We start from the raw sequence: 15,718 nt of genomic DNA, 5'->3' as shown, positions 1-15,718 counted from the left end.
ACATATTCCATAAACCCATATAGTCCATCCGTCAATTCCGCCTTATTCTAAAGGTGAAATTTATCGAATTTCATTCCCAATACTGAACCTGTAACCTGTTCAGGAGAGCTTGTTTCAGTAGCTAAAAATTGAAACAGCATTATGTCAAACCCTTATGCTAACAAACCTTCAAGGAATGGGATTGGAATCATATCTATTTTACGTAAAATTTGATGAAGAGGTTTCAGAACTGGAACTTGACCAACTTCTCATTTCCATTGGACTTAATCCAGTGAAAAAAGTTGGCAAAAAATTATCTGATTTTAGAAGCTACTATTACGAATTAATTACAGAAAAAGGAATCATAGAGGCGCATTGTCTTTTTTCACCAGACAACAAAATGGGGGAAAGTTTTTATCTGAGGTTTTCAATATGTAGTCCGGTAGAGGTTATTGATCAAACCTTTATGTTGTTGGACAATTTGAACAGCAAGCAGTCAATCAGGGTTAAAGACACGGAAATTTACAATCATTATTGTAGACGTGCACGGCAAGAAGGAAAGGTTGATGCCAGTTTTAAAGGGTTGACAAAATCAGAAGATCAAATCATACACGACCAAAGCTATATCCCGATTGACCCAAATGAATTCAAAAAAAACAAATTGGGAATAATGAAAAGAAATGTGCTCCTACAAGATGATGGGAATAAAGCAATTGTCCGTGGCGACTCAGAGACATTTCTTTATTTAGAAAAAAAGAGCCTAATTCAAAAGTTTATGGGATGGATTACCAAAGAGTTATAAAAGCTGTTATATTGATTTGAGCTGGATTTTCAGCATGAAAAATCCTAACTTCACTCCTGTCTGCCGACAGGCAGGTACCTGTGCTGAACTTGTTTCAGCATCGGTCGATATTATTCACTTTGTGCTGAGCGCTCGCCTGCCGGACGGGCAGGTAGCCGAAATATTAAAACAAATCATATCTTATAACGTTGACATTAATACGGAACGAATTTTGGTGCTTTATTAAAATGTATTTACTTTGTAATAACATTTAAAAATTATGGAAGCATCAATAATAAAAATCGGAAACTCAAAAGGACTTCGCTTGAGCAAGACCATCTTGGAAAAATATAACATTAAAGACAAGGTTGAACTTATTCTTGAAAAAGGACAAATAATTCTCAAACCAATCCCTTCTCCGAGAAAAAATTGGGAAAAGGAATTTAAGAGAATGAGTGAAAACGGAGACGACAAGTTGCTAATGAACGATGTGTTTGATGACGAAAACCTTGAGGAATGGATTTAAAGCAATATTCCATCATTCTTGTAAACCTTGACCCAACAATTGGAAGTGAAATAAAAAAGACAAGACCTTGTGTTATCGTTTCGCCAAATGAAATGAATAAATATTTGAATACAATCGTACTTGCACCGATGACAACGAACCTGAAAAAATATCCGACTAGAGTTTCAGTGAAACACAACGGAAAAAAGGGAATGATTGCAATCGACCAAATTCGGACAATTGATAAAACCAGAATCATCCGAGTTTTTGAAAGTCTGACAAACTCGGAAATTGAAAAATGCAAAGACGTTATTAGAGAAACTTTTGTAGACTGAAAGAAATACTAATGCCAACAAAGAACTGAGTTAAAGAACAAGTTCTTTTAAGTCAATTTCGATACATAATTCTCATCATAGGGCAACCCTAATTTCGCAACTACTCATAGCCGAGACCGATACGTGCCTTTTTAAAATCCCTTCTTTTTGAATTTTTCAGTTCCACGCAAAAAATCACCTAAGCTCTTGCCCAAAATTGTATCTTGAACCCTAAACGCTTTAGTGGTCCTTTTATGCAACAACGAATTGTAACCTCCCTTCTAGTTTTTACCTTGGTTTGTTTTCTTGGAAATGCCCAAGACCAATATCCCAAAAATGAAAATGTAGATGTACAACACTACGTGTTCGGTCTTTCCTTAACTGATGCCTCAAACGAAATTCAGGGCGAAACCCAAGTGACGGTCACCTTCAAAGAAAAAGCGGTGCCATTTGCGTTGGATTTGATTGCAAAATCCGGGGAATTTGGCATGGAAGTGACCGAGGTTATGGAAGACAGCCTCCAAGCCAACTATACCTATGCTGAAAACAAAATCAACATTGTTCCAACAACCGAAGCGAAAACTCAAACCTATACCATAAAATACCACGGTATTCCTGAAAGAGGTCTCGTTATTGATACCACCAAATTTGGAAAACGCTCTTTTTTTGGGGACAACTGGCCCAATTTGGCGCGACACTGGCTTGCTTCCGTGGACCATCCGTATGATAAGGCGAGTGTAGAATTTCAAATTACGGCTCCAGACCACTATGATGTGGTGGCTACTGGTGAAAAAATCGAGGAAAGCAATCTTGAAAACGGCTACAAACTTACCATTTACCGCGAACCCGCTCCCGTGGCCACCAAGGTCATGACCATTGGTGTTACCGAATTTGCCAGTCGGGTGGTGGATGAAGTGCAGGGCATTCCCGTTACGGCTTGGGTGTATCCGCAAAATAGATTGGAGGGGTTTCACGATTATACCGTGGCCGGAAAGGTGCTGGACTACTTCATCAATGCCATAGGGCCGTACTCCTACGCCAAATTGGCCAACATGCAGGCCAAAACACAGTGGGGTGGACTGGAAAATGCTGGGACCATCGCCTATTTTGAAAATTCAGTCACTGGGAACAATGAGGTTGAACCCCTAATCGCCCATGAAATTGCCCACCAGTGGTTTGGCAATTCCGCCACAGAGAAAAGCTGGAACCACGTGTGGCTCAGTGAGGGCTTTGCCACCTATTTCTGCATCCTATATTTGGAAAATGTGTACGGCGATGAACGCAGAAAAGAAGAATTGGCCATTGACCGCAGAGAAATTATTGCCTATTATAAAAGGAACCCCTCGCCGATTGTGGATTTGACCATAACCGACCCCATGCGGGTACTCAGCACCAATACCTACCAAAAAGGGGGATGGGTGTTAAACATGCTCCGACATAAGTTAGGTGACGAAACTTTTTGGAAAGGCATTCAAAAATACTATGCAACCTATCGCAACAGCAATGCGCTTACGGATGATTTTCGGAAGGTGATGGAAGACGTTTCCGGTGAAAAACTGGATGATTTTTTCCAACAATGGCTCTTTACCGAGGGGCATCCGCAACTCAAATGGAGTTGGGAATACCAAAAAGGGGAGGTTATGCTGAATTTGGAGCAACTACAATCCCATCATGTGTTCCGGTTTCCGTTGGAAATTGCTTTGATTAAAGATGGAAAGACCGTTATTGAAACCATTCAGATGAATGAACGTTCCCAAAGTTTTGAGCTTAAATCAAATATCCGTCCTGATACTGTGGTGTTAGACCCTGACCAATGGACTTTGTTTGAGGATATGAACTAGTTTTCGAACTTTTTTCAAGTATTGATTATCCCCAACTAAAGTGCAGAGGATATTTTTTGGGGTAATATAAGTCACATTCGCCCACATCTCCTTCAAATCTTGATATTTCCCCCCTAAAAACCCTACCTTAATGGGCCTGTTGTTCATTTTTAATTACTTATATATTCGAACATCAACCTTTAAAATCACCAAAAAATAAAAACCATAAGTCATTGAAAACCTCCCCCATAATTCTATCGTTCTTACTATTACTTTCCCTTGGTTGTCAAAATGCTAAAAAAGAGGGAGCAACCGAAGCCCAAAATCAAATTGAAAAATTTACTTCCAACGATTATGCTGATTTAGTTGCTTTTTTCAAAGAATGGCGAACCTTCGAAAAGCCACCTCTTCTTGATGGTGCTCCCAATTACACTGCAGAATCCTTTGAAAAGCGTTGGCCGACGTTTAAAGAATTGCAGTTAAAACTTCAGTCTATCGACACCACAAATTGGTCTGTGGAAAATAAAGTGGATTGGATGATTGTTTGGGCCGAAATGAACGGGTATGATTTTTACCATCGCATTTTAAAGCCCTGGGAACGTGATCCTGCTTTTTACAAATCCGTTTGGACAGCCCGGAGTGATGTCCCCGCACATGAAGGCCCCACGCATCATGCCGTAACCGACCTGTGGACGTACACATTTCCACTTCCCCCAGAAGAAAGGCAACGATTGCTATCAGATTTAAAAGTAATTGCACCGCTGAATGCCCAAGCCAAGAAAAATTTAACTGGAAATGCGAAGGATTTATGGGTGACCGGGATTCGGGACATTCAACAACAGAGCAGGGCGCTTTCCAATCTAAAAGAGAGCGTTCATATTAAAGATGATGCAGAACTGGTTTCCGTTATTGATGCGGCCTTGACCTCAACAGACAATCTTGTCTCTTGGTTGCAGGACGAATCCAAATCCAAAACTGGTCCATCAGGAATTGGAAAAGAAAATTATACCTGGTATCTACAAAATGTAAACTTGATACCATTGACTTGGGATGATGAAGTTATGTTGCTAAAACGCGAGCTCGCCCGTGCTTGGGCTTCGTTAAAATTGGAAGAGCACCACAATAGAAATCTCCCAGATTTGGTGGAGGCGGATTCCCCTGAAGCTTATGATAAAAAAGCGGATGCGGCGGCTACAAACCTGATTGAGTTTTTGGAACAGCAAGACATAGTTACCGTAAAACCCTATTTTGAACCTGCTCTACGGGAGCATTTAGGTCGTTTTGTGCCTAAGAAAACCCGCAATTTTTTCTCCATTGCCATGCACTACGACCCCAGGACGTTATACTCTCATTCGTACCATTGGTTTGAACTGGCGCGCATGGATAACGAGCCCCATAAAAGTGAGATTCGAAAAGGGCCTGTATTATATAACATTTACAGTTCACGGAATGAAGGAACCGCCACTGCTGTTGAAGAAATGTTCATGCAAGCCGGACTTTATGATGACAGCCCAAGAACCCGAGAGATCATATATATAATGATTGCACAGCGTGCGGCCAGAGGTTTGGGGTCCTTGTACGCCCACGCCAATGAGATGACCATGGAAGAAGCCGGGGGAATTCACAGTGAGTACACCCCTCGAGGCTGGATGAAAACCGAAAAAGAACTGCTCATTTTTGAACAACACCTGTATTTGCGCCAGCCCGGATATGGAACCAGTTATATTACCGGTAAATATTTGTTGGAAAATGCCTTGGCAGATTATGCCAAACTCAAAGAAGTAGAGGGCGAACCCTTTGTGGTAAAAGACTTTTTTGACACCCTCAGTAGTATTGGAAACATTCCGGTTACGTTGGGGCACTGGCAAATGACTGGCTCCAACGACCATTTAAAAGCGGTTGTTGATTAAACCAAATCATAAGTCTACCGCAAATTAAATTTAGTTTTTCATCTTCAAATTGATCACTTCCTGTTCGGTCAAGTGGCGCCAATGACCTCGTGGTAAGTCTTTTTTGGTCAACTCAAATAGAACACACATCAATTGCATCTGGATATTTTCCATGAAAACTTTATCGATAGATATAATTCACGCAGTATTGAGCGAAGCCGAAGTATTAAACCGAATCATATCTTGACGTTACAACAATTTGTAAATGATTCGTATTTGGTGTATTTTTACATCTAAAATATAAAATTATGTCAAGACAAAGTATATCATTTACAAAACCGAACGACGAATGGCTAAAAGCCCAAGTTGAGAATAAAGAATATTCAAGCAAAAGCGAATTGGTTAACGACTTGATTAGACAAGCCCGAAAACAACAAGTTCAAATTGACTGGATTCGAGCCAAACTGGAAAAAGCTGAAAATAGCGGATTTACAAATGACAGTAAAGAAAGTATTTTAGCTCAATCAAAGGCTTTGCTGAATGGCTAAATACAAATTGGCCAACGAAGCAAAAAATGACTTGATTCGGATTCATCATTATGGAGTTGAAAAATTTGGAATGACCCAAGCCGACAAGTATTTCGAATCGTTCTTTGAATATTTCAACATTATTGCCGAACGGCCCTTTTCCTTTGAATCGGTAGAATACATTAAAAAAGGATATAGACGTTGTGTGTGCGGAGTTGATAGCATTTATTACAAAATCAACGAAAACATTGTTGAAATAATGGCAATAGTCGGAAGACAAGATTTGAATACAAAACTATAACCTGAATTAATAAAAACTGTTGCCAACAATGTATAACCGATAAGTGCAACTCCAAAAATCCTCCCTTAAAACCCCTATTTAATCATCCTTAAATTAATCACCTCCTGTTCGGTAAGATGACGCCAATGGCCCCGGGGTAAATCTTTTTTGGTGAGTCCGGCAAAAATAACCCTGTCCAATTTGGTGACTTCGTAGCCCAAATGTTCAAAAATGCGGCGCACAATTCGGTTTCGTCCACTGTGGATTTCCACCCCTATTTCGCGTTTGGGCGCCCCTTGGATAAAACTGATACTGTCCACGTCAATGGGGCCATCTTCCAATTCCAGACCTGCTTCAATTTTGTGTAGATCAGCCAAGTTTAGGCTTTTGTCCAAATGCACATGGTAAATCTTACGAACCCCATGCTTGGGATGGGTCAACTTTTTGGTCAAATCGCCATCATTGGTAAACAGCAGCAGACCTGTGGTATTTCGGTCCAAGCGACCCACAGGCAACAAACGGGCCTTAGTGGCACCGGAAATCAATTCCATGACGGTACGTCTTCCTTTTTCATCACTGGTGGTGGTGATAAAGTTTTTGGGTTTGTTGAGGAGAATGTATTCCTTCTTCTCTGGATTTAGGCGTTTGCCATCAAAACGGACCTCATCAGAACGTTTTACCTTAAAGCCCATTTCAGTGATTACTTTTCCGTTCACCGTAACATTACCCGCAGCGATATAGGTGTCGGCTTCCCTACGGGAGCAAATGCCCGCATTGGCAATATAACGGTTCAATCGAATCTCATCTGGGTTCGATTTTTTTACTGGGACATTTCGCTTTTCCTGAGGTTTGTAATTTTTGGAATAGGGCTTCCGTTGATCGCCCCCTTTGGTATTTCGGGCAGGTTTCCTGTTACGGTTATTGTCTGATTTCGCCATCAGTCATGAATTTTTTGCAAATGTAATCTTTTTACACCCCTAAAGTCCGCTCAAGGGGACAATTTGTTTTGACTTATAATATACGATTCAGAACCAAATCCACATCAATCAAAAGAATGCTGAAAACCCCTGCTACAATAATGAACTTCAATATGTTGTGCAGCCACACGTAGTGCCTCTTGTCTTTGGATTTCAAGAGAAGCACCAAAAACAAAATCAAAAGGGCAATGCAAGCGATGAAATAGAGATACATATAACCCACATCAAAAGTTTTAATGAGTAACAGAGCGGGAATCAAGGTTAAAATAATCAGTAGCGCAATGCTAAATTTGGAAACTTTTGGGCCATAAATTATGGGTATGGTTCGGTAGTTTTGAGCCATATCGCCTGCCATGTTTTCAAGGTCCTTGATCATTTCTCGGGCCAAAATCAGTAAAAACAGAAAGATGGCATGCACAAAAATGACCGTTTCAAAGTTTCTGTAGTACACAAATACCACAAAGAAGGGAGCTATGGCTAAGGTGGCCGACACCAAATTTCCAATAAAGGGTATCCGTTTAAGCTTGTGTGAATAGAACCAAATCCCAAAAATGTAGGCCGAGAAAAACAAAACCGCCCGAAACGAAATGTAACTGGCTGCCAAAACCGCCAAAAAATTAAGGATAAAATAGGTGGTCAACTTAAAACGTTGGCTTACCAAGCGGTCCAGCATACTTTTGGTGGGTTTGTTGATCAAATCCTTTTCAGCGTCATAAAAATTGTTGATGATATACCCACTGGCTATTACCAACGCCGAAGCGGTTACGATCAAAAAAAGATTGAGGTCAAAAACCACCCTTCTCAATGGGATATTTGGCGAGAGGATGTAAATGGATGCCAAGTATTGGGCCAGCGTAATGACCAGAATGTTGTATCCTCGGACCACAGAGAATAGGCTCAATAGCTTAAAAAGCAAGAGTTTGTTTTTTCTACTAAGCATGGGATGGTTTTTAGAAGTTGTACACCACTTCCAAATTGTAATCTTTGAGTGCTTTTTTGGCCTTATCCAAGTCTTCGGTGAAGCCCAAAATATATCCGCCGCCGCCCGAACCGCAAAGTTTTAGATAATAATCGTTGGTTTCAATGCCTTGCTGCCACAATTGGTGAAATTTCGTTGGAATCATGGGCTTAAAATGGTCTAAAACCACATGGGAAAGCTGCTTAAGATTTCCAAAAAGGGATTTCACATTGCCATTCAAGAAATCTTCCACACAGGCGTCGGTATGTTTCACGAATTGGTTTTTGATCATGTTCCTGAACCCTTCCTGCTTCATTTTCTCCATAAAAATCTGAACCATGGGAGCAGTCTCTCCGGTAATCCCGCTATCCAACAAAAACACGGCCCCCTTGCCATTGGTGTTTTGGGATGGAATGCTGGTGGATTCGATATTATCTTGGGAATTGATAAGAATCGGAAGGCTGAGATAGCTGTTCAAGGGATCCAATCCAGAGGATTTTCCGTGGAAAAAAGACTCCATTTTCCCAAAAATCTTCTTCAATTTCAGCAATTTGTCCCGAGTAAGATTTTCAAGAATGGTAATTTTATCATTGGCGTACCTATCGTAAATGGCCGCTACCAGAGCCCCGCTACTACCAATACCATAGCCTTGCGGAATGGAGCTGTCAAAATACATGCCGTTGGCGATGTCTTTTTCCAAAGATGCCATATCAAAAGAGACCAAACCTTTTTCCTGCTTTTCAATATTTTTAAGGTATTCTGCAAAAGCCTTTAGACTTTCGTTGGATTTTTTAGCCAGGTCAGACGGATTTTTATCCCTTTTTAATGCCCCTTTAAAAAAGTTATACGGAATGGAAAGGCCTTTGGAATCTTTGATGATTCCATATTCCCCAAAAAGCAAAATCTTAGAATAAAATAAGGGTCCTTTCATATACTCCTACCAAGATACGAACAATTCTGTTCAGTCAAAAAAACAATCCGATAAACAAAACTGTTTCTTCTTTGAAAACCTCAATCTTTGTAAAATATGGGACAAATAACGTAAAAAAAACAGTTTTGCTGTTATTTCCTTCCCACTATTTTTTGGCACCAACACCAATTCGATCGCAAATATAATGCCCTTTCTCGCAGTGCACAACCAATTCATCCTGAATAAATTGAATGGCTTTTTCCTTGACCGATTCCGGATAGAGCACGTGCACATTGGCCCCGGCGTCCAACGTAAAGCAAATGGGGACGTTGCTCTCGTTTCGGTATTTCCAGATTTTATTGATGATTTCCAAGGTATCGGGCTTCATTAAAATAAAATAGGGCATGCTGGTCATCATCATGGCATGAAGGGTAAGGGCTTCACTTTCCACTATTTTGATGAAATCTTCCAAGTTACCATCTGCTAAAATGGATTTTAACCTATCCAAATTGTCATACGCCTGTTGAAATCGGTTTTGGGCATAGGGATGATTATGCATTAAATCATGGCCCACGGTACTGCTCACCTGTTTTTGACCCTTGTGCACCAATAAAATGGTATCGTGATACTTCTTAAAAATTGGGTTGACCTCAAACGGATATTTGATTCCGTATAGATTTGAGCTATTGGGAATTTTGGGATGCTCTCCCCATTGGATTAAATCGCCTTCAATGCTTCTGCATGCACTTCCAGAGCCCAATCGAGCTAAAAAGGAAGCCTTTGTTTTGAAGAATCCTTCATCCATCTCCGGGTTCAATTGCTTTTCAATATCCATCAAGCAAAGCGACAATGCTGCCATACCACTCGCTGATGAGGCAATCCCGCTGCTGTGCGGAAAAGAGTTTGACGTTTCAATGGCAAAATGGTATTTCTTCAGAAAAGGAAGATAAGCCTCAATCCGACCAAAAAAAGTTTCAATCTTAGGCTTGAAATCGGCCTTGGGCTTTCCTTCAAAAAACAAATCAAAAGAGAATCCACCTATATTACCTTCTTTTTTTTGATAGGAAACTGAAGTGGTAGTGGCGCAGGCATCCAACGTAAAGCTAATGGAAGGGTTGGCTGGGATTTGATGGGCCAATTTACCCCAATATTTCACCAAGGCAATATTGCTGGGGGCTTTCCAAGTCACTTTTCCCCCATCGGAAAAATGCTGGTATGGTGCTGGCAAAAAATCTTTTTCCGTCATGGGAAAGCTATTTGGACAAATATACGGTTGCAACCCACGTATTGGAAATTGGATTGAAATAAATTCTTATTTTAGACGAAGTTGCACCAACCATGAAAAAAAGAATCGTTTACATTGGCATAAGCGTTGCTATTTGTCTGTTGATAGGGTTTTTATCCGGATTTGCTACGCAAAGTTCGGTAAATGATTGGTATGCTACCTTGGCCAAACCCGAATTTACCCCTCCCAACACGCTTTTTGCCCCTGTCTGGACCGTGTTGTACATTCTTATGGGAGTAGCCGCTGGAATTGTGTGGTCCAAGGGGTATCACCATGTTTGGGTGAAGACAGCCCTGTACCATTTTGTATTTCAATTACTGCTCAACGCTTTGTGGAGCATTGTTTTCTTTGGATTAAAAAATCCTTTTGCAGCCCTTTTGGTCATATTGGTGCTAATGACATTGATCATATTGACCATAAAATGGTTCAACGTGGTGAGTAAACCGGCTGCATTTTTAATGATTCCTTATTTACTTTGGGTCGGTTTTGCCGCGGTGCTCAACTACAGGATTTGGGAGCTGAATTCTTAAATAAAGTTCAAGTATCAAGTTCAGAAAGCAAGTTCAAGTTCAGGGTCAAGAGTCAAGTACAAGCTATCCGTGTTGAGTCATTTCCAGTAACTTTTGCATGGTTTTTTGGTTACGGGTGGTGGCCTCCACTTTTAATTTTCGTTCAATGAGGTTATTGTTGAGCTTGGCATTGCCATATCCCTTTTGGCACATCAGGTAGACACATTTTTCCGTAACATGAAAATCTTCATTTTCAAAAGTGAGCTCTTCAAACTGAGCAACCAAATCCTTTTCCGGAACTTGTTTGAGCAATACATAATACAATTTGTTTTCCTCCTCTTTTTTAGCAAACGGGTTAGCTTCCAAAACCTCTTTTATATCATTGCCACTTACTACCAGAGTGGGAACTTCAAAGCCAAAATCTTGTACTATAGCTTTGTAAATTGTATGTTCCAAAGTGCTCACGTCCATAATTTCACTATCAAAAATAATATTGCCGCTCTGGATATAGGTTTGCACATTTTCCAGTCCACTTTTAGTCAAGGTTTCCCGTAAATCGGCCATTTTAATTTTCTTTTGGCCACTCACATTTATGCCTCGCAAAAGCGCTATAAAAGTCTTCTTCATTAGTTTCAAGGAAATTACTCAGATTAATTTTAGTAAATTCAAACGCATTAAATTAACTAAAATGAACCAATATATCCTTGCCTTGGATCAGGGTACCACAAGTTCACGTGCTGTGGTCTTTGATCAAAAAGGGAGCATCATTTCCGTCGCACAAAAAGAATTCACCCAAATTTTTCCCAAACCCGGATGGGTGGAGCACGACCCCAGTGAAATCTGGGCTACCCAAGCGGGAATGGCCGCCGAAGCTGTCAGCAAAAAAGGGCTTAAAGGAGAGCAAATAGCCGCCATTGGTATCACCAACCAACGAGAAACGGTGGTAGTTTGGGACAGGAATACGGGTGAACCCATTTACAATGCCATTGTATGGCAGGATAAACGTACGGCGGATTATTGTGATGAATTGAAAAGTCTAGGAAAATCCCAAATGATTCGGGAAAAGACTGGACTGGTTATCGATTCCTATTTTTCAGGAACCAAGGTCAAATGGATTCTGGACCATGTGCAAGGTGCCCGAGAAAAAGCGGAGGCTGGTCATCTGGTATTGGGAACCATTGATACGTGGCTTATCTGGAAAATGACCGAAGGCAAACTCCATATCACTGATGTGACCAATGCCTGTCGGACCATGCTGTTCAACATCAACACCATGGACTGGGATGATGAACTTTTGGAATTGTTGACCATTCCCAAAAGCATGCTTCCCAAAGTAAAACAATCCAGTGAGGTCTACGGGCATACCAGCCCTAATTTTTTTGCTTCCAAAATACCGATTTCGGGAATTGCAGGAGACCAACAAGCCGCCCTGTTCGGGCAAATGTGTACCAAAAAAGGAATGGTGAAAAACACCTACGGGACAGGCTGTTTTATGCTGATGAACATTGGTGATAAACCTATTGTTTCCGAGAACAAACTTTTGACCACGGTGGCGTGGAAAATCAATGGGAAGACCCAATACGCCCTTGAAGGCAGTATTTTTATTGCCGGAGCAGTGGTGCAATGGCTTCGGGATAGTCTTGGAATCATTAAGAAATCATCCGATGTGGAAAAATTGGCCAGCTCGGTGGATAGTTCCGAAGGAGTTTATTTTGTTCCCGCCTTTGCCGGACTGGGTGCCCCACATTGGAACCAACGGGCTCAAGGAACTATTTTTGGGCTGACCCGGGGTAGCACCGATGCGCATATCGCTCGTGCTACCTTGGAATCCATTGCCTACCAGACCATGGACATTTTAAAGGCCATGGAAGCCGATTCCGGAATATCAATCAAGGAGCTTCGGGTAGACGGCGGAGCAACGGTGAATGATATGTTGATGCAATTTCAGGCTGATGTATTGAATACAATCACTGTGCGGCCCAAGATTGTGGAGACCACTGTTATGGGTGCTGCTTATTTAGCTGGATTGGCCGTTGATTATTGGAAAAGTACGGATGAAATTCAGGATATTTGGCAAGCCGATGTGCATTTTAATCCTTCAACCGACCAAGAAACCATTGAAAAAGGCATTCAAGGTTGGTATAAGGCCATAAAAGCATTGGAATATTGGACAGAAAACCCAAAATGATATAAAAACCAAACCATTAACTTTTATCCCAATTTTCTATGACTCCTTTTATTGCTGAGATTGTAGGCACCTTTTTGCTCATGCTCTTGGGGTGCGGTGTAAACGCCAATGTCTCCTTACAAAAAACCTACGGTTCCGGTTCAGGGTGGATCGTTATCACTACCGGATGGGCCTTTGCGGTCTATACTGGAGTGGTGGTGGCTGGCCCTTATAGCGGTGCACACCTCAATCCGGCTGTGACGATTGGTCTGGCCGTTGCGGGAGAATTTCCATTAAATGATATTGCCCCTTATATCATTGCCCAATTTATAGGTGCCATGCTGGGAGCTTTTTCGGTTTGGTTGATGAACAAGGATCATTTTGATGCCACTCCCAATGGCGATGCCAAAAGGGCTGTTTTCTGCAATGCTCCTGCTATTCCAAATACGTTTTTGAACCTATTGACTGAAATCTTGGGAACCTTTGTGCTTGTATTCGCTGTGCTTTATTTTACGGACGCCACCATTTCCTCGGATAACACCATTATAGGGTTGGGGTCTTTGGGTGCCCTTCCCGTAGCCTTGATTGTTTGGGGCATTGGTTTATCATTGGGAGGCACCACTGGTTATGCCATTAACCCTGCCCGGGATATGGGACCCCGAATTGTGCATGCTTTGGTTCCCATAAAAGATAAGGGATCCAATGGGTGGGCCTATTCTTGGATTCCTGTAGTAGGTCCCATTTTGGGGGCCGCTCTAGCTGCTGGGATTGCACTGCTTTTAAATTGATTTAGCTTTGAGAAGCAATGGACATGGCAGCCAAATAGGCCCCTGTCCAAGCATTTTGGAAATTGAACCCTCCGGTAATGGCATCCACATTTATGATTTCTCCAGCAAAATAGAGGTTGGGGTGCAACTTGCTTTCAAAGGTCTTGAAATTGATTTCCTTTAAATCGACTCCACCTGCGGTGACAAATTCTTCCTTAAAGGTGCTTTTTCCTTCCACCCGAAAGGAACAGGCGGTAAGTTGTTTGGCCAAATTGATCAATTTTTCTTTGGTGATATCGGCCCATTTTTCATCTTTTGTGATGTGTGCCGCCTCCACCAATTTTGTCCACAAACGCCTTGGAAGCTGCACCGCTTGGGTACGCATTACTGTTTTTTTGGATTCCACCTCCTTTACTTTCTTCAGAAAACCTTCCATAGATCCAGTGGTATACTCTGGGGTCCAATTCACATTCACCCGAAAGACATAATTATAGTCATGGAGAATATTGGCCCCCCATGCGGAAAGTTTTAAAATAGCTGGACCACTCAATCCCCAGTGCGTAATCAAAATAGGGCCTTCGGAACACAAAACCGGCTCGTCCTTGACCACACTTTTTAAGCCCAAATCTTCCCTGTCACTGGTAAAAATGCGCTTTGGGGGAATTTCCACCGAGACATCAGCACTAATCCCTTGAATTCCATTTATTCGTTCGTCCTTGATATTGAATGTAAACAGCGAAGGAACCGGAGAAACAATAGTATGGCCTAGGTCTTTCAACTGATTCCATATTTTGGCATTGCTTCCCGTGGCCAACAGTAGTTTTTTGGTTTGATAGTGCTTGTTCATAGTGGTGACCTGCCAACCTTCACCCTGCTTTTGGAACTGTTTTACCGCGCTATTTCTAAGTACTTTAATGCCGAGGCGTTTGGTTTCAGCTTCAAAACAATCGATAATGCTTTGGGAAGAATCACTTTGGGGGAAAACACGACCATCGTCTTCAATTTTGAGTGAGACACCCCGATCTTCAAAAAAAGCCATGACATCCATTGGGGCATGGGTATGGAATGGCCCCAAAAGTTCCTTTTCGCCCCGTGGATAATTGGTGATCAGCTCTCTGGGATCAAATTCGCCATGGGTAACATTGCATCGACCACCACCAGATACCTTTACCTTGGAAAGTACGGTCTTGCCCCGTTCAAAAATGGCCACTTTAAGGTGCGGTGCCTGTTCCACAATATGAATTGCCGCATAATATCCGGCAGCACCGCCTCCCACTACAATGACATCAAACATCAATGTGCACGCTCGGGATAATTGGTGATGATACCATCCACCCCAAAATCTTTCATTCGTTGAATGTCTTCGGGTTCATTAACGGTCCAAGTGTAAACCTTAAGGTCTTCATCATGAATCTTGTCCGTATTTTCCTGGGTCAGGGTTGTATAATTGGGGTTTATAGCGACCGCATTGAGTTCTTTGGCGACCTCAATGGCCTGTAATGGGTCTTCCTCGGTAAGGACGGCAATTTTAACCTCTGGATTGATCTTTCGCATCTCCCTTAATTCATCCCAAATAAAACTGGAAATAATGATGTTATCGGGAGACCAACCCCTATCAGAAATATAGTAGCTTACAATTTGATTGACCTTATCTGCCGTTTTGTATCCCTTCAATTCAATGTTAAGGGCCACTTGGTTATTGATGAGCTTTAAAACATCTTGAAGAATTGGGATTCTATGCCCGCCTTCAACAACCAGTTGTCTCATGGCAAACATATTGTAATCCTCTATCATACCACTACCATTGGTCAGCCTATCCACAGTTCTATCATGAAAAACCGCAATTTCCCCACTATCAATTCTAAACACGTCTATTTCTACCATATCCACTCCTAGATCCATAGCCTTTTTTATGGAAACCAATGTATTTTCAGTCTCATGGCCCATGGCTCCCCTATGACCAATAACCAACGGTTTTGAATCTTTCATACCACAACTGTTTAAAAGCAAAATGGCCAAGGAGGCCCACAGCAAACCTTTTTTCATCCTG

At 41.6% G+C, this 15,718-nt stretch carries 17 protein-coding genes; 10 read left to right on the top strand and 7 right to left on the bottom strand.

What is annotated here, in order from left to right; translation table 11 throughout:
- Positions 1–175 precede the first annotated feature (175 nt).
- The 7 genes from J0X14_RS03725 to J0X14_RS03695 all read left to right on the top strand — a co-directional run bounded on the left by J0X14_RS03725 (position 176) and on the right by J0X14_RS03695 (position 6,116).
- A complete protein-coding gene (locus tag J0X14_RS03725; RefSeq protein WP_207096404.1) occupies positions 176–781 on the top strand; it encodes a hypothetical protein in 606 nt (201 codons plus the stop codon).
- Between the two features lie 259 nt (positions 782–1,040).
- Positions 1,041–1,286: an AbrB/MazE/SpoVT family DNA-binding domain-containing protein gene (locus tag J0X14_RS03720; RefSeq protein WP_207096403.1), complete on the top strand. Its 246-nt coding sequence runs from the start codon at positions 1,041–1,043 to the stop codon at positions 1,284–1,286.
- Positions 1,277–1,600: a type II toxin-antitoxin system PemK/MazF family toxin gene (locus tag J0X14_RS03715; protein WP_207096402.1), complete on the top strand. Its 324-nt coding sequence runs from the start codon at positions 1,277–1,279 to the stop codon at positions 1,598–1,600. The genes J0X14_RS03720 and J0X14_RS03715 overlap by 10 nt, the downstream gene beginning before the upstream one ends.
- Positions 1,601–1,803: 203 nt before the next feature.
- Positions 1,804–3,420 (top strand): M1 family metallopeptidase, encoded by a 1,617-nt coding sequence (locus J0X14_RS03710; protein WP_242527904.1) that lies wholly within the window; start codon positions 1,804–1,806, stop codon positions 3,418–3,420.
- Between the two features lie 212 nt (positions 3,421–3,632).
- Positions 3,633–5,309 (top strand): hypothetical protein, encoded by a 1,677-nt coding sequence (locus tag J0X14_RS03705; RefSeq protein WP_207096401.1) that lies wholly within the window; start codon positions 3,633–3,635, stop codon positions 5,307–5,309.
- Between the two features lie 287 nt (positions 5,310–5,596).
- The gene (locus J0X14_RS03700; RefSeq protein ID WP_207096400.1) at positions 5,597–5,836 is read left to right on the top strand and encodes a type II toxin-antitoxin system ParD family antitoxin; all 240 of its coding nucleotides are present in this window, start codon (positions 5,597–5,599) and stop codon (positions 5,834–5,836) included.
- Positions 5,829–6,116: a type II toxin-antitoxin system RelE/ParE family toxin gene (locus tag J0X14_RS03695; protein WP_207096399.1), complete on the top strand. Its 288-nt coding sequence runs from the start codon at positions 5,829–5,831 to the stop codon at positions 6,114–6,116. Before J0X14_RS03700 ends, J0X14_RS03695 begins: the two co-directional genes overlap by 8 nt.
- A 74-nt stretch (positions 6,117–6,190) precedes the next feature.
- Here the strand turns inward: J0X14_RS03695 and J0X14_RS03690 are convergent, their stop codons facing one another.
- The 4 genes from J0X14_RS03690 to J0X14_RS03675 all read right to left on the bottom strand — a co-directional run bounded on the left by J0X14_RS03690 (position 6,191) and on the right by J0X14_RS03675 (position 10,186).
- Positions 6,191–7,033, bottom strand: a complete 843-nt coding sequence (locus J0X14_RS03690; RefSeq protein WP_207096398.1) for a pseudouridine synthase — start codon at positions 7,031–7,033, stop codon at positions 6,191–6,193.
- Between the two features lie 73 nt (positions 7,034–7,106).
- Positions 7,107–8,012 (bottom strand): geranylgeranylglycerol-phosphate geranylgeranyltransferase, encoded by a 906-nt coding sequence (locus tag J0X14_RS03685; RefSeq protein WP_207096397.1) that lies wholly within the window; start codon positions 8,010–8,012, stop codon positions 7,107–7,109.
- A 10-nt stretch (positions 8,013–8,022) separates the two neighbouring features.
- A complete protein-coding gene (locus tag J0X14_RS03680; RefSeq protein WP_207096396.1) occupies positions 8,023–8,961 on the bottom strand; it encodes a mevalonate kinase in 939 nt (312 codons plus the stop codon).
- A gap of 145 nt (positions 8,962–9,106) precedes the next feature.
- The gene (locus J0X14_RS03675; RefSeq protein ID WP_207096395.1) at positions 9,107–10,186 is read right to left on the bottom strand and encodes a diphosphomevalonate/mevalonate 3,5-bisphosphate decarboxylase family protein; all 1,080 of its coding nucleotides are present in this window, start codon (positions 10,184–10,186) and stop codon (positions 9,107–9,109) included.
- Positions 10,187–10,278: 92 nt separating this feature from the next.
- Between J0X14_RS03675 and J0X14_RS03670 the strand changes: the two genes are divergently transcribed.
- On the top strand, positions 10,279–10,755 hold the full coding sequence (locus J0X14_RS03670) for a TspO/MBR family protein (RefSeq protein ID WP_207096394.1): 477 nt from the start codon (positions 10,279–10,281) through the stop codon (positions 10,753–10,755).
- Between the two features lie 63 nt (positions 10,756–10,818).
- Here the strand turns inward: J0X14_RS03670 and J0X14_RS03665 are convergent, their stop codons facing one another.
- Complete coding sequence (locus J0X14_RS03665) at positions 10,819–11,361, bottom strand: DUF1697 domain-containing protein (protein ID WP_207096393.1); 543 nt, start codon at positions 11,359–11,361, stop codon at positions 10,819–10,821.
- Positions 11,362–11,422: 61 nt separating this feature from the next.
- Here J0X14_RS03665 and glpK point away from each other — a divergent pair, with 61 nt between their 5' ends.
- Positions 11,423–12,922, top strand: coding sequence for a glycerol kinase GlpK (gene glpK / locus J0X14_RS03660; RefSeq protein WP_207096392.1), 1,500 nt, complete (start codon positions 11,423–11,425; stop codon positions 12,920–12,922).
- A gap of 38 nt (positions 12,923–12,960) precedes the next feature.
- Positions 12,961–13,689 carry an MIP/aquaporin family protein gene (locus J0X14_RS03655; protein WP_207096391.1) on the top strand — a complete coding sequence of 243 codons (729 nt, stop codon included), beginning with the start codon at positions 12,961–12,963 and terminating at the stop codon, positions 13,687–13,689.
- 1 nt (position 13,690) lies between these two features.
- On the opposite strand, the gene J0X14_RS03650 is transcribed toward J0X14_RS03655, so the two are convergent.
- Both J0X14_RS03650 and J0X14_RS03645 read right to left on the bottom strand, forming a co-directional pair.
- Complete coding sequence (locus tag J0X14_RS03650; RefSeq protein ID WP_207096390.1) at positions 13,691–14,962, bottom strand: NAD(P)/FAD-dependent oxidoreductase; 1,272 nt, start codon at positions 14,960–14,962, stop codon at positions 13,691–13,693.
- A complete protein-coding gene (locus J0X14_RS03645; protein ID WP_242527903.1) occupies positions 14,962–15,714 on the bottom strand; it encodes a glycerophosphodiester phosphodiesterase in 753 nt (250 codons plus the stop codon). The genes J0X14_RS03650 and J0X14_RS03645 overlap by 1 nt, the downstream gene beginning before the upstream one ends.
- Positions 15,715–15,718 lie beyond the last annotated feature (4 nt).

The sequence above is a fragment of the Allomuricauda sp. CAU 1633 genome (assembly GCF_017313225.1).
GTDB lineage: Bacteria > Bacteroidota > Bacteroidia > Flavobacteriales > Flavobacteriaceae > Flagellimonas.
Note: the sequence above shows the minus strand (reverse complement) of the source record. Positions and strands in the feature narration are given on the sequence as shown.